This window comes from Bacillus sp. ISL-46 (genome assembly GCF_018613205.1).
This window is the reverse complement of the sequence record NZ_JAGGQR010000055.1, coordinates 23,258-37,574: the sequence shown is the minus strand read 5'-3', so window position 1 is coordinate 37,574 and position 14,317 is coordinate 23,258. Positions and strand designations below refer to the sequence as shown.

9 protein-coding genes are annotated in these 14,317 nt (G+C 40.0%); all 9 read right to left on the bottom strand.

The features are described 5' to 3' along the window. Nucleotides 1-116: 116 nt before the first annotated feature. Complete coding sequence (gene lacZ, locus J7E67_RS24430) at nt 117-3,152, bottom strand: beta-galactosidase, LacZ type (protein ID WP_214714301.1); 3,036 nt, start codon at nt 3,150-3,152, stop codon at nt 117-119. A 39-nt stretch (nt 3,153-3,191) separates the two neighbouring features. Continuing rightward, on the bottom strand, nt 3,192-4,016 hold the full coding sequence (locus tag J7E67_RS24425) for a carbohydrate ABC transporter permease (protein ID WP_214714206.1): 825 nt from the start codon (nt 4,014-4,016) through the stop codon (nt 3,192-3,194). After that, a complete protein-coding gene (locus tag J7E67_RS24420) occupies nt 4,009-4,857 on the bottom strand; it encodes a carbohydrate ABC transporter permease (protein ID WP_374102967.1) in 849 nt (282 codons plus the stop codon). Before J7E67_RS24420 ends, J7E67_RS24425 begins: the two co-directional genes overlap by 8 nt. 240 nt (nt 4,858-5,097) lie before the next feature. After that, nucleotides 5,098-6,384 carry an ABC transporter substrate-binding protein gene (locus J7E67_RS24415; protein ID WP_214714208.1) on the bottom strand — a complete coding sequence of 429 codons (1,287 nt, stop codon included), beginning with the start codon at nt 6,382-6,384 and terminating at the stop codon, nt 5,098-5,100. A gap of 175 nt (nt 6,385-6,559) precedes the next feature. Then, complete coding sequence (locus tag J7E67_RS24410; protein WP_251026968.1) at nt 6,560-8,323, bottom strand: sensor histidine kinase; 1,764 nt, start codon at nt 8,321-8,323, stop codon at nt 6,560-6,562. A gap of 13 nt (nt 8,324-8,336) precedes the next feature. Next, the gene (locus tag J7E67_RS24405; RefSeq protein WP_285290535.1) at nt 8,337-9,893 is read right to left on the bottom strand and encodes a response regulator transcription factor; all 1,557 of its coding nucleotides are present in this window, start codon (nt 9,891-9,893) and stop codon (nt 8,337-8,339) included. Between the two features lie 297 nt (nt 9,894-10,190). Further along, complete coding sequence (locus J7E67_RS24400) at nt 10,191-10,862, bottom strand: hypothetical protein (RefSeq protein WP_214714212.1); 672 nt, start codon at nt 10,860-10,862, stop codon at nt 10,191-10,193. Between the two features lie 106 nt (nt 10,863-10,968). Then, entirely contained in the window at nt 10,969-12,342 is a 1,374-nt protein-coding gene (locus J7E67_RS24395) for an alkaline phosphatase (protein WP_214714307.1), read from the bottom strand. A 323-nt stretch (nt 12,343-12,665) separates the two neighbouring features. Next, complete coding sequence (locus tag J7E67_RS24390) at nt 12,666-14,273, bottom strand: M20/M25/M40 family metallo-hydrolase (protein WP_214714214.1); 1,608 nt, start codon at nt 14,271-14,273, stop codon at nt 12,666-12,668. Nucleotides 14,274-14,317 lie beyond the last annotated feature (44 nt).

Below are 14,317 nucleotides of genomic sequence, written 5' to 3'. Positions count from 1 at the left end.
GCTCCAGGCACTTCGCTACAATCAACTTGTGTATAAAATTTTTACAAAGCTTACTTACTTAAAAGGAAAGAGCCTGGCAATATAAGGCTCTTTTCTTTATTTGATCCATTTCATAATTAGATTCTATTAATCACAAACTCGAATTCCATGTCTTGATTGGCAGGAATGAGGTGTTCATCATGCACCGGTGCACCCCAGCTGTCGTCTCCGCCGATGCCCATCTGTTTGCCTGCGACCGTCACAACGGTGTAATGGACATTTGGAAGCTCGTAATGATGCTGAGCATTCTCGAGTTCAAAAGCCGTATAAGGAGAAAAATTGCACTCTAATGGTTTAGTCGCAGCTGAAATTTTTATTCCCTGTCCTTCCTTGTTGGTCAGACTAACTCGGCGCACTCCCGTCCGGTTGCCCGATTCTTGCGGCATGACATATCCGGATAAATTCTCAATTACTTGATTTTTAAATATTCCAAGTCTTGCTCCTTGCGCTCGGTCTGAGTAATTTTCTTCAGGACCCATCGCATACCATTCTAGTTGGTCATAATCGGCAGGCACCTTGAAGGATACTGCAAAAATCGGCAGCTGCGGGAGATTTTCCGCCCCCTGATAGACCGACTTCACATGAACACTGCCATTGGCAAGAACGGTATAATTTACTTTCACCACTACTTTTTCACTAATCGATAATTTATAAGTAAAAGCAATGCTCACCTGACCATTAGCTTGTTCGACATCCATCCCAATGCATTGGCGCGCAAGACTGGCTGCATACCAAAGTCCCGAATGATAGCCTTGGGAATAACCGCGGTCATTATCCGTCGTCGCCCGCCAGAATAACGGTGCCGGCGGAAGAGCAATCATCTCTTTCCCTGCATAGTTAAGTGAAACCAAGCTGCCCGCCTGTTTCGAGAACAAGATGGTGAAGTCAGTGCCGTGGACACCAACATTGACATCGCCAGTGACAACCCGTAATTCCCCGTGAGCTGCCGTCTGCTCGACAAACGCCTCCGTCCTGAACACATATTGTCCGAACGCGATCTCGTAGCCAGCGTCCGCCCAGAGATTACTTTCCTTCAGCTTAAAAGAAGTTTGTATACAATATTCGCCAGAAACGCTGGTGATTTCAGCAGGCAATTTAAATTCGATGCGCCCTTCACTCTGCGGTGCCACCACCACATCGAGCTGATTCCGATACCACTCTTTACCTTCAAGGTAGAGAGTGTACTCCAAATCATAATCGGACGTATCTACGAAAAGACTTTCATTCTGAATGGTTACCCCCGTACGATCCGGACTCAGTTTGATATTTTGATATAAATACTTTACTTCCTGCATCTTCGGCGACAACTCTCGATTGGCATACACAATCCCATTCGTACAGAAGCCATAATCCGTTGGGCGATCGTCATAATCACCGCCGTAGGCCAAAAATTCCTTGCCATAACGGTCTTTTTTAATAATCGACTGATCAATATAATCCCAAATAAATCCACCTTGATACATCGGATATTTCCGCTCTAAATCTGTATATTTGTTCATACCGCCAAGGGAATTCCCCATGGCGTGCATATATTCACAGCTAATGTATGGCTTTGACGGGTTATCGTTCAAATAATTCTCAATGTCAGCTGGCTTTGCATACATCCGGCTTTCCATATCACTCGTATCATTGTAATCACGCGCATGGAAAACACCTTCATAATGAACCAGGCGACTTGGATCTACACTCTTAAAATATTTAGAAACATTCAGAATCACTTCACCCGCATAGGATTCATTGCCACATGACCAAATGAGGATCGACGGGTGATTTTTGTCCCGTTCAAACATGGATACCGCTCTGTCCATGACGATGTTCTCCCATTCCGGCTTATTCCCGGGGATGTTCCATGACGGCTCGACTGCCCCCATCTTTTGCCATGAACCGTGCGTTTCAAGGTTCATTTCATCGATGACATAGACACCGTATTCATCGCATAACTCATACCAATAACTTTGATTCGGGTAATGGGACGTCCGGACAGCGTTAATGTTGTTCTGTTTCAATGTTTTAATATCCCAAAGCATGTCTTCCTTTGTAATCGCGCGGCCGGTACGGCAATTAAATTCATGGCGATTGACACCCTTGAATACAATTCGTTCACCATTAAGGCACATGATTTTATCAGCCATTTCAAATCTTCGGAAGCCGACTTTCTGCGGAATAACCTCTACCAAATGACCTAACTCGTTATATACCTGAATATAAAACTGATACAAATAAGGATTTTCCGCACTCCATAGCTTTGGATTATTGATCATCATTAAAACTGTCCAATTTCCGTCAGTGAAATCACCGTTTTGTGCTGCTACTAAGTGCCCCTCGGTATCGTACAATTCAGCAACTATTTTTGCCGGAGAAACCACATCAGATAAAAGCTTTAGGTCTGCTTGAAGCGTCCCTTTCGTAAAAGTCGGATCCAGCTCTGCGCGAATACCGGCGTCATAAACATGAATTTCCGGTACTGTATAGAGGTAAACATCACGGAAAATACCAGAAAAACGCCAGAAATCCTGGTCCTCGAGCCAGCTGCCCGTGCTCCGTTGGTAAACCGCGACGGCAAGCTTATTCTCACCCTCTGTAAGAAATGGGGTAAGCTCAAATTCTGCAGGAGTAAACGAGTCCTCACTATAGCCGACGAACTCCCCATTTAACCACACATAAAAGGCCGACTCCACACCTTGAAAGGATATATACAGTGGCTTGTTTTCCATTTGAGGGGGAACGGTAAACATCTTCACATAGCTTCCAACCGCATTATGGTCGTGTGGAATTTCTGGCGGACGGATCTCGTTAAGCCCGTCCCATGGGTACATCGTATTCACATATTGTGGTTTCCCGTAGCCTTGAAGCTGAATGTGACCTGGGACGGTGATGTCCCCCCAGCCCATGCAATTAAAATCCAGCCGGTGAAAATTCTCCGGACGATTGTCTGGATTTACGCTATAGTTAAATTTCCAGTTACCGTTTAATTCATGGCGCATTGCCATTGGGCCTGCAATTTTTGCCTGCTCCAGTGTTTCATAATATCGGTGGTCTGAATGTGCTGGAAGTCGATTAACGGCAAATACATTTAAGTCTGTAAGCCAATCTATTTTTGGAATGGTTGTCATCACTATCACTCTTCCTATCTACATTTTTCCAAAATTTTATTATTTAACTGAACCCATCATCCCTGCAACGAAATGCTTTTGCATAATGAAGAAGATAAGTGCTGCCGGCAGGGTGGCAATCACAATCGCTGTCATAATCATTCCAAAGTCGGGTGAGTAGCTTGAACCAAGGTTTGAGATTAACAGCGGAATGGTTTGGTTCTCGGGTGACTGCAACACAACCAGCGGCCATAAATAACTGTTCCAGCTAGCCATGAAGGTAATGATGGCAGCTGCTGCATAGGTCGTCTTCATTGTCGGAACATATATCCGGAAGAAACATCCCAATTCGGACAGACCATCAATTCTTCCCGCTTCAAGAATTTCCTTCGGGAACATCTTTGTGCTTTGTCTAAAGAAAAAGATAAGATAAGCAGTTGTAACCGTTGGTAAGATGACGGCTGTAAGCGTATCGATTCCGATCATTGGAAGGGCTTGAGAAATGGTGGCGAACATTCTAAAGAGCGGTACCATTAAAGCCGCAAAAGGAATCATCATAGAAACCAGTAAAATATTAAACACAAAGTCCTTCGACTTACTTTTGTAAATTTCAAATCCATATCCTGCCAAGGAGGCGATAAGCATGGCAAGGACGGTCGTTAAAATCGAGATTTTCGTTGAATTTATTAAAGCAGGTACAAGATCAACTGTGTCTAGTAGATTGTGAAGGTTTTCTATAAAATGACTGCCAGGCAGCATCCTTCCTTGCGTTACATCGACAGACTTGTTCGTCGAGCTCACAATCATCCATAGAAACGGAAACATAGAAACAATGGAAGCGATGATAAGGACTGTATAGCTGAATGAGCGTTTAAGGTTATTCATTTTTATCACCTGCCACTTTGAACTGAATGATAGAGAAGATGACGATCATAATGACAATGGCATAAGAGACAGTAGCCGCATACCCAAAGTCAGGGGTATACTTAAACGATAAATTATAGATATACTGAGAAATTGTCATTGTCGCATTACCCGGCCCACCCTTGGTAATATTCATGACCTCGTCAAATAGCTGAAGCGTACCAATTGTTGAAGTGATAGATGTAAATAGGATAATCGGCTTCAACATTGGGATCGTAATCTTGAAAAATTGTTGAACTGGCGAAGCCCCATCTATCCTAGCTGCTTCATAGATAGATTCATCGACGTTTTGAAGAGCCGATAAATAGAAGATCATGTTATAACCTGTCCAACGCCAAGTGATAGCCACAATAATGGCAATTTTGGCCCAAAAAGGATCGGTGAGCCATTGGATGGGCTCAGAAATTAGTGAAACTTTCATTAACATGATATTGATAATCCCATCTTGACCAAACAAATATTTGAAAATGACGGAATAGGCAACAAGTGAGGTTACGCATGGTAAGAAGATGGCTGTTCGAAAAAAGCCCTTGAACTTCAACGTTTTATTATTTAGTAAAACGGAAAGAAATAAAGCAAGTAGAATCATAACTGGTACTTGGATGATCAGATAGATCACCGTATTTTTTACCGTTGTAAGGAACGTTGGATCCTTAAATAAACGCGTATAATTATCGATACCTGTAAATGTTAAATTCGCACCTACCCCTGATTGAAATGACAAAATAAGAGCCTGAACCATTGGGTAGAAGTAAAACAAAAAGATCATTACGGCAGCGATAATCACAAAGGACCAGCCAATAACATTATTTTTTAACCGAAGCTTCCGACCTGAATTTGCTTTTGGAAGAGTTTGAGTGTGGTTTTCTTTCGCAGTTATCAATTTTAGTCAACTCCTTACGTTGTAATTTCAAGAAAAAAAGAAAAGAGCCTCAGAAAATCGCCTGACACATCAGATAGCTCCAATTACTGAAGGGTAGAAGCCGGCGAATTCAAAGGCATAATCTCTTTACAAAGATGTGTTACTTGCTAATTTGTTGTGTTATTTAATTTGTTCTTCTGCTTGTTTTTGTGCATCTTCTAATACTTTATCTAGATCTTTACCTTTAAGGTAATCTTGCATTCCCACAGCTAAAATGTCCTCAAGGGCATATGTGTGCATACCATAGTTCACTTGAGGGATTTTTTCTGTCCAAGCTGCAAAGTCTGAAACTACTTTTTGACCTCCGAAGAAATCATCGGCAGCCTTATAGGCTTCACCTTCAGCAGCTGGTTTATAAGTACCAATAGCGCCCATTTCTTTATTTAAGGTCTGATAAAAATCAGCATTAGATCCAAATGTTTTTCCTAAGAAGTCAGCAGCCTTTTCTTTACCAGGGATGTTAAGCACGTACCAAGAACTTCCTCCTAAGTTTGAAGCGTTCACTGAACTTGAAATGCCAGATTGTCTTGGCATCGGAACAACTGCCCATTTACCTGCTTGTGAGCTTTCCGCTTTAATGGATGGAGTAATCCAGTTCCCAGTAGGAACAGTTGCAACATCACCGCTGTTAAAGCCTGCTACGAACTGACCCCAGTCAGAAACAGGTTTTATTAAATCTGCATCTAAAATTGCTTTATATGTTTGGAATGCTTCCTTTAAAGAAGCGTTGTCCGCTATGTCAGGTGTAACCCCGTCATTCTTTAAATACCATGAACCGCTTGTCTGAACCATCATACGAATAAGACCAAGGTCTTTTGGATCCTGTGTAAGCATTTGTTTCCCCGTTGCTTCTTTTACCTTTTTACCAATTTCAATGTACTTGTTCCAGTCGATATCTTTTAAATCATCAACCGTGTAGCCCGCTTTTTCCATGTAATCCGTTCTAACGTATAGTCCCGTTACACCCGTATCGAATGGAAGGCCGTAGTTTTTGCCGTCCAAGCTCGTAGGGGCAATTTTATACTGAGCAAAATCATCTGCTTTAAACGATCCTGTTAATTCATGGAACATATCTGGATACGCTTTAAGGAAGCTTTGCGCCCGATAATCTTCGATTAGAACAATATTCGGCAACCCTTTTGTAGTCCCAGAGCTTAAGCTTGTATTTAGCTTTTGGATAATGTCATCTTGAGCATGTTCAATAACTTTAATGTTTACATCTGCGTTTTCAGATTTATAAGCTTCTTTTGCTAAATTCATTGCTTTAATGTTAAAATTCGGGTCCCATGCCCATACTGTTACTTCATTTGTATCTTTGCCGCTGTCGGAAGTCTCTTTATTTGATCCCGAAGAACAGGCAGTTAGCATCAATATACTAACTAAAAAGAGTGCTAGTACTTTTTTCATTGATATTCCCCCAACATTCTATTTTTGTAAGCGTTATCTAACTTGCAAATACAATGTTATCACCTGTTAGGAAGTAACCGTTAGGACGATATTTTAAATGGTTGGTAATATTTTTATAACATGAACACGCTTCCAATTGATTTATTTGGATTATTTTTAGATTTTATGACTATTTTCACTTAGTTGAAACTGGAAGTGTCATCCGGACCTTTGTCCCTTCACCCAACTCGCTAGAAATTGTCACCCCATACTGTTCCCCGTAAATCAGCTGGATACGCTCATGGACATTCCGCACACCAATCCCTGAAAACATCTGTTGCTTACGCTTTGTAGTCGGGAGTTTATTCTCTGAAGAGACTTCCATTCCATCTCCGTTATCCACGACTTCACAAATCAACGTATTCTCCTCTTTCCAGACAAGTACATTAATATAGCCACCAGTCTTACGATTGAAGCCATGAAAGAATGAATTTTCCATAAAAGGCTGCAGGATAAGCTTTGGTACGTGATATTCCAAACAATCTGGCGCGATAAAATAGTTAACATTAATCCGGTTACCGTACCGCTTTTGATTAATAAGGACGTAGTTTTTTAAATTATCCACTTCTTGGACAATGGTATTCGTCTCGCTGACATTGCCAATTGTATTCTGAAGCAAGGATATTAAAGCATTAATTGTTGCTTCGGTTTCTTTTTTTCCACCTTGCTGCACCATGAATTTTATTGAAGTTAACGTGTTGTATAAAAAATGAGGATTAATTTGCTGCTGCAGCGCAGCCAATTCCGCATTGCGCTTTTGCTTTTGTGATTCCACAAGCTGTTCAACATACAAGTGAAGCTCATCGAGCATGGAATTAAAGGCATTGCCGATTTTCATGGTTTCATATGTGCCGGTTGCAGTAACATATTGGTGGAATTCATGTTTTGACGCATCTTCTATCTGCTTAACAAGACTCGATAACGAATTTGTCAATCTCCTCGTCGCTAGTAAGACAATGATTAACGCCACAAAGACGATACCCATTGAGATGAGCACGATATCTTTCTTATCAATTAGGTCTCCAACTGCTTTTTGCTTATCAATTATATTAAATAGGTACATGTCAAACGATGGAAGGTATTCCATCGAGATAATCTGATCCTTTCCCATAAAATTATCAATGATATAATGGTCTGAACTCTTTTCAATTTTTCCTACATAGCTAAGCAGGCCTTTTGGTGCTTGCCCTATGAGCTTTGATTGGTTGCTAGAAACAATAACTCCCTGCTTGTCTACGACAAACACATTATTACCAGGTCCTGTATAGCTTGTGAAGAACTGTCTAAATTGACTTTCATCAAACGCAAAGAACATCGATCCATAAACAGTACCGTTGATCCGTTCCATTAGTACCTTTGATGCCACAATGAACTGGCGATTCGTTCCATCATTTCGCTTGTCCAATTGGTACACCAGTTTCTTTGGTTCCTTAAACGTATTACTAGTAAGTCTGCTAGTCCTTAATTCCTCATCCGTTATTGGCCAGTACGTCCGATCCGTTGCAAAACTGAATCCATTTCTACCCATGACTAGAATGCTTTCTTCATATGCATCTAAATTAGTTTCAATTCGCTTTAACTGTTGGCCCGCATTAAAATAGGCATTAAGTTTCTCTTTATTGCTATATTGCTCCCTCGTAAGAATTTTTTTAACCGTATTGCTTTGAAGGAGATTGTTAGATGCTAGGACGACCGAATAGTTAAAGGATTCGAAACTTCCCTTTACCTGACTCATTACTTTAGAGTTCGTAATGCTAAACTTTTTAATAAAAAATTGCTCCGACATCCGAATCGTTGTCCATGTAATAGTGATCGAAACTGTGATAATCATCATAACCGTAATGAAAAACATAACGATAAACAATCCGTTATGTTTAAAACGTTCGGGAATAAATCTCATAATTCACCATCTCTTATCTTAGTTTTTGCTTTCTTTTGTATTGGCTTGGAGACAATCCCTTTATTTTCTTAAAAACTTTACAGAAATAACTGTGGTCCGAATAACCGACCATTCCACTAATTTCTGAGATAGATTCCATTCCCTCCATGAGCAGTTTCGTCGCTTCTTCGATCCGCATTCTATTTAGATATTCGATGAATCCTTCCTTATTATGCGTTGAAAAATAGCTTGAAAGATAAGATGGATTAAAATGAAAGTGCTTTGCGACCCCAGTAAGGGTAAGCGGTTCGGCATAATGTTCTCTAATATATTCCATCAGTTTTTTCATATTTATATCTTCGGGCTCACTCTGCACCAAAAATATGCATTTTTCCGCTTCTTCAATAAAGCGATTCATTAGTTCAACCGTGGCCTTCGCCGAAGGTGCTTCATCAATCGATCTAAAATATGAATACTTGGCTTCTTCCAATTCTGTTACGTCAAATTTCATATTACTTAGGAGAATGGTAATGTTAAAAATAATGTTGCCAAAAAAAGCTTTATATTCAAAGACATCCATCGTATAACAAGAAGACATTACCTTTACATGGTCTTGTAGATATTTGAAAGCGGAATCAAAATGTTTTCTCTTTAATTCTTCTGTAAACCAATCCAAATTAAAATTTTCGGGTTTGGGCGGCACTTTTGGAAGATTCTCTTTCATTAAAAACGGTTGATTTGGAAAATAAAAGCGATAATCTAACAATTTTACGAGACTTTCTTTGTAGTTGCTTCCTAGTTGAGAAAGGTCTGAAAACTCATCCGTCAAAGCAATACTCATTCCTGGTATAGACTCTGCAAGTTGGCTGGCCAATTTAATAAACTCTTTATCATTCTGCTTGTTTATATTAATTAAGTATCCAATGATATTCTCTTCAACGCTTAAGGGCTCGTAAACAATTTGATTTATGATATGTTGCAATGCCTCTTTGATTTTCGCCTTGATACTTGTTTGAAATTCTGCACTATTTCTAGACTGGTGATTCCTTAAATCAGCTCCAATTAAACAATAATGGCTGTATGGCAAAGCTTTGGATACTAACTCCGAATCATAATTCACTTCATATCCTGAAATCAGTTTATTGATAATCTGCCCAATTGGGAGATTGCCTGTTAATCTTTGATCCACTTTCTGAAAGGAAGGAATTCTGCTTGCGGCATTTTTCAGCGCCTTTAAGAGACCGTCTGCATTGAGCTTCGGCTTTAAGATATAATCAACGACACCACTTTGGAAGGTGGAGCGAACATAATCGAATTCTCCAAAACTGCTTAAAATAATGATTTCAATGTGAGGATATCTTTCCTTCACAATTCTTGTTAATTCTTCCCCATCCATGATCGGCATTACGATATCTGTAATAATGATATGTGGGGCGGTGGCCTCAATTAATTCCAGTGCTTCTTGACCGTTCGAAGCTTCCCCAACAATCATAAAGCCCTCTTGCTCCCAATTGATATAGTGCTTAATCCCTTGTCTGATCAACATTTCATCGTCTACAATTAGTGTTCGGCATAGTTCCCCGACTGTCAACGCAATCCCTCCAGAAGAAGACATGTACAATTAGAAATTTCAATATTTTTATTATACTATATCCATAATGACTACCCTCTCATAAAAATTGTACCAATTTGTTGCACAACCTCGGAATACAAAAAGGGCCCTATCCCAATCATGGGTAGGGCCCTGATGTCCTTCCGTTTCATCCAGAAAGGTACTATTACTCAAGGTCTTTATATATTCGTAAAAATTTTACACAGGTCAAAGGGTGTCAGGCACCGCTCGTGGACAAATGTCCACGAGTGGTGCCTGACACCTTTTTATTCTCCATTAAAAATCAAGTTGGATTTTTTGTGCTTCCTCCAGCCTTTCCTGTTTATCATTAAACACGTCACTGGTTAGAATTTTAATCCATTCCGTTTTTTTGCTGCCAGCTTGGTCAACTATAAAGCCTAGACTCCCCCGTTTGATTTGGTTTCCTCCGATTTCTCCATTTAAATGTTCAAGATACATATCCTGTTTCCAGTCCATTTTCTCACCTGTATTCGTTTCAAAAAGGGCGACTGGGGCAAAATTACGCTTTTCTATGGATTGATTTTTAATATCGACACTTATTTTAATAAAATCAAATTCCTCGGATTCCGTTAACGGATGGAAATAGTCAATTAAACTATAATCAGGTCGGTAGTGAAGTAGTTTCATTTCTTTGATCGTGTACTCGATATCCCCAAAATGATATACCTTATTTATTTGTTTGATCGCTTTTAAGGTAGCCTCTCCTTTTTCATCCGTAACAGACTGTCCGGGTTTTTGTAAGGTTGAATCATCCGTAACTTGAGGGCTATTATAATAGGCGTCATGTTCGTCTTTCGAGATCTTTTTGGTAGCTGTGGAAGTATTCTCTGTTTTTGAATCAGTTTTCTCATTAGTTGGTTGAATTGAAACAAATGAACAACCCGTAAGTAGAAATACAAATAAAATAGTTATTATTGCCTGTTTCATATCAATTCCTCCCATCACGTAAAACTCCTTTTTAGAAAGATATCCCGCTGCTAAAAAGGCAACGGGATATCATATTTTCCAATCCTAATCTACTTAATTTTTAAACTTACTTGTCTTCGATGACTGTTTTTCGGCTGTCTTTTTCAAGAATGTCAAAGATGATTTTGGCATTATCCGTATTATCAATTTGACCGGCAAAGCGTTCGCTGTCAGGACCAAATGCATATACATTTACATCTTCCCCCGTATGTCCGCCCGTCGTCCATCCGGTGAATGAACGGGTATCAATAATTTGTTCGATCGCATTATCGATATCCACTACTTTCTTCGTAGCCGCAGCATCTTTTACAGACTGAATCTCTTTATCTGTTAAAGTGAGATTGATATATTTAGTCAACGTGTCTTTCACATCTGCCCCATTAGCAATTTGCTCTGCCATAAAATCAGGTGTGCGTTCTGTTGCATTAATCGGTGCACTAAACCAGTTATACTCTCCGCGGGCACCGATGGAGTAACCGCCAGTTGAATGGTCAGCTGTTGCCACAACCAATGTATGTCCATCCTTTTTAGCAAACTCAATCGCTGCTTTGAACGCTTTTTCGAAATCTTCCATTTCACTCATTGCGCCTACAATATCATTATCATGACCTGCCCAGTCGATTTGGCTTCCTTCCACCATCAAAAAGAACCCTTTTTTATTTTGATTTAAGCGCTCAATGGCCGAAGTCGTCATATCTGCTAAGGAAGGTATCTCAGCCGTCCGGTCGATCATTTTTGGCATACCCCGTTTCGCAAATAATCCAAGAACCTGGTCATTTTTGTCTTTTTTCAATTCTTGAAGGTTTGAAACATAACTGTATCCGTCTTTTTTGAAATCCTCTGTAAGGTTACGGTCTGTGCGGATAAATAAATCTGATCCGCCACCCAAAAGGACGTCAATTTTGTGTTTTCCGTTAACCATCTCATTATAATAATCATCCGCAATGGCATTCATATTATTACGGTTTACATCATGAGAACCAAACGATGCAGGTGTGGCATGTGTGATTTCTGATGTTGCAACTAGACCTGTTGATTTCCCCTGCTCTTTCGCAGCTTCAAGAACTGTTTTTACTTCAGATTTGTCGTTGTCAACCGCGATGGCAGCATTATAGGTTTTTATACCAGCGGCCATTGCTGTAGCGGCTGATGCTGAATCCGTTACATTTTGCTTTGCATCCTCTGGATAGGTAGTCTGTTGTCCAACTAGAAATCTATCAAACTCAGTTGACTCCACTCTTTTAGTAGACGGATCGTCTTTTAAATAACGGTAGGCCGACGTATAAGAAACGCCCATTCCATCCCCGATTAGAAAAATGACATTTTTTATATCTGCATTGTTTTTATCTACTTTTTCGGATTTAGCGTTTGCTGTTCCAGTTCCAACAAGACTGCTAAAAGCAATGCTTGAAAGGACAGCAACTGGAAGAACCTTTTTCATAAGTTTTTTCTTAAACAATTCGTTTTCCCCCTCAAATAAACTTGAATGTACTGTATTACGATTTTCATTATAGCGGGGGTTTATTAAGCGAATGTAAACAATTGTAAAGGCGAATAAATCGGAAGTGCTAAAATATAGGTAATTTGTATGAGAGTAAATTACTTTTGAACAGAAAGCTACATTTTCCATTAAATTGTCAGATCAACTCCTCCTTAAAAAGGCCTATTTTTCTTTATATTTTCTTAATAAAAATTGAACATTTGAATAAGAGTAGTCCCAGCAAATAAAAAAAACTGATTCGACGATGCGAATCAGTTTCTTTCCTAGTTATTAATCATCATTTTTATCATACCTTCGACAAGAACCGGAACTTCTTCAAATGCACTTTTCATATGAAGTCGCTCCGTTCGTTTGTGGGCGTCTTTTCCGAGTGGGCCAACATTTAAGACAGGAGCTTGGAGTTCTTTCATCGCATCGAATGGGATGCTGTAACCGCTGCCCCATACCGGGGTATTTGATTTGAAGACGGTCCATCCTTCCCCATCGTCCTGATAATTAACATAGCTTAAGTCGCTAATTCCATTAAAATAGTGAACTTGCTGAACAGGCAAATTAAATTTTGCGAGACCTTGCTCTTTCACATATTCTACACATTGTGTAATGAGTTCATCATTTGATGAATTTACCGCTGGATAATAAGGTGGAGCAAATAGCAAAACCATCGCAGGTGCAAGTTCCTGGCACTGAATCATTAGAGTATCTGCAATTCGGAGGGATTTTTCACGGTCATCCCATTCTGAATTTGCATGAATGGCTGCTTTGATTGCTTCGACAAAATCTGTTCCAAATTTATTAATCGCATGCGTAAGTAAAGCTTCATAACGTAAGACATGCACTTCACCAACTGGGTCTACATACTGCTCTTTGCAGACTTCCATATATGCCCGGTTGCAGGTACTAGCCGCGTTAACAGCCACTTTTTCAAAGATATCCATAATTTCTTCCGCATTCCGCTCCATTAAAAACACATTATACAAGGCTGCTGCGCGATATGGTGTTTGAGCGGAGTATTCAAGTTTTAAATCTTTTTGTTGAAGTGTAACCGGAAGAGGGGTTGTTTCACCCCTCACCGTTTCTTGGAGGCTCAAATTCCATTCCATCTTCTGCGTCAAAAACGATGCAATATATGGTGCTGTGATTCCACTGAGAGGTTCACCAACATGTGTCTCTTTCCCGTAAAAAAGTGCCGATGGCATAATTTTACCGATGGAACCTGAATACACATAATAATTTTCGTCACCCGGTTCTTGTGAAAATACGGGTTCTCCGTTCAAGAAAAGCTTATAGGTGAGATCATGCTTTTCCTTTAGTTCTAATAATTTCGGTACAGCTGCACACATACCCGCCGAATTTACTTCCTCATCTGGCACGGTTAACAAGAGAAGATTAATCGGCCATTGTTCGACAGTTGCTTTTTCGATTAATCCCATATGCATTACAAGTCCCATTTTCATATCCATCGTGCCTCTGCCGAATAAATATTCTCCAGATTTTAGATCCTGCACCACATCTTCCGGTAACCCTTCCAATCTTTCATGGAGCAAGTTGGTTAGCTCTTCTGGCTGATAAGCAAAATCCTCTAGATCTCCATATTCCTCCGTATTCACTGTATCAAAATGACTAATGAGAACGATGGTTTCTTTTGCATTTGGATGTTTATATAAAGCAGTTAAAAACCGCCTGCCCTGATCGGCATCGTGAAGAAGCAAATGAGTAGGATTTTCCTGAAAATAGCCCAACCCTCGTAGTTTTACTTCTAGCTTTAAAGGAAAATTACGTTCACCCTCTGTTAATGTCATGCTTCTCCAGCTCACCACTTCGCACAAAAGCTCACGAAGTGCCTCTGGTGTCCCCCAATTTAGCTGATTCATTACCCGATTACTCCTTTAATTAAATACAATATGGTGAATCACAA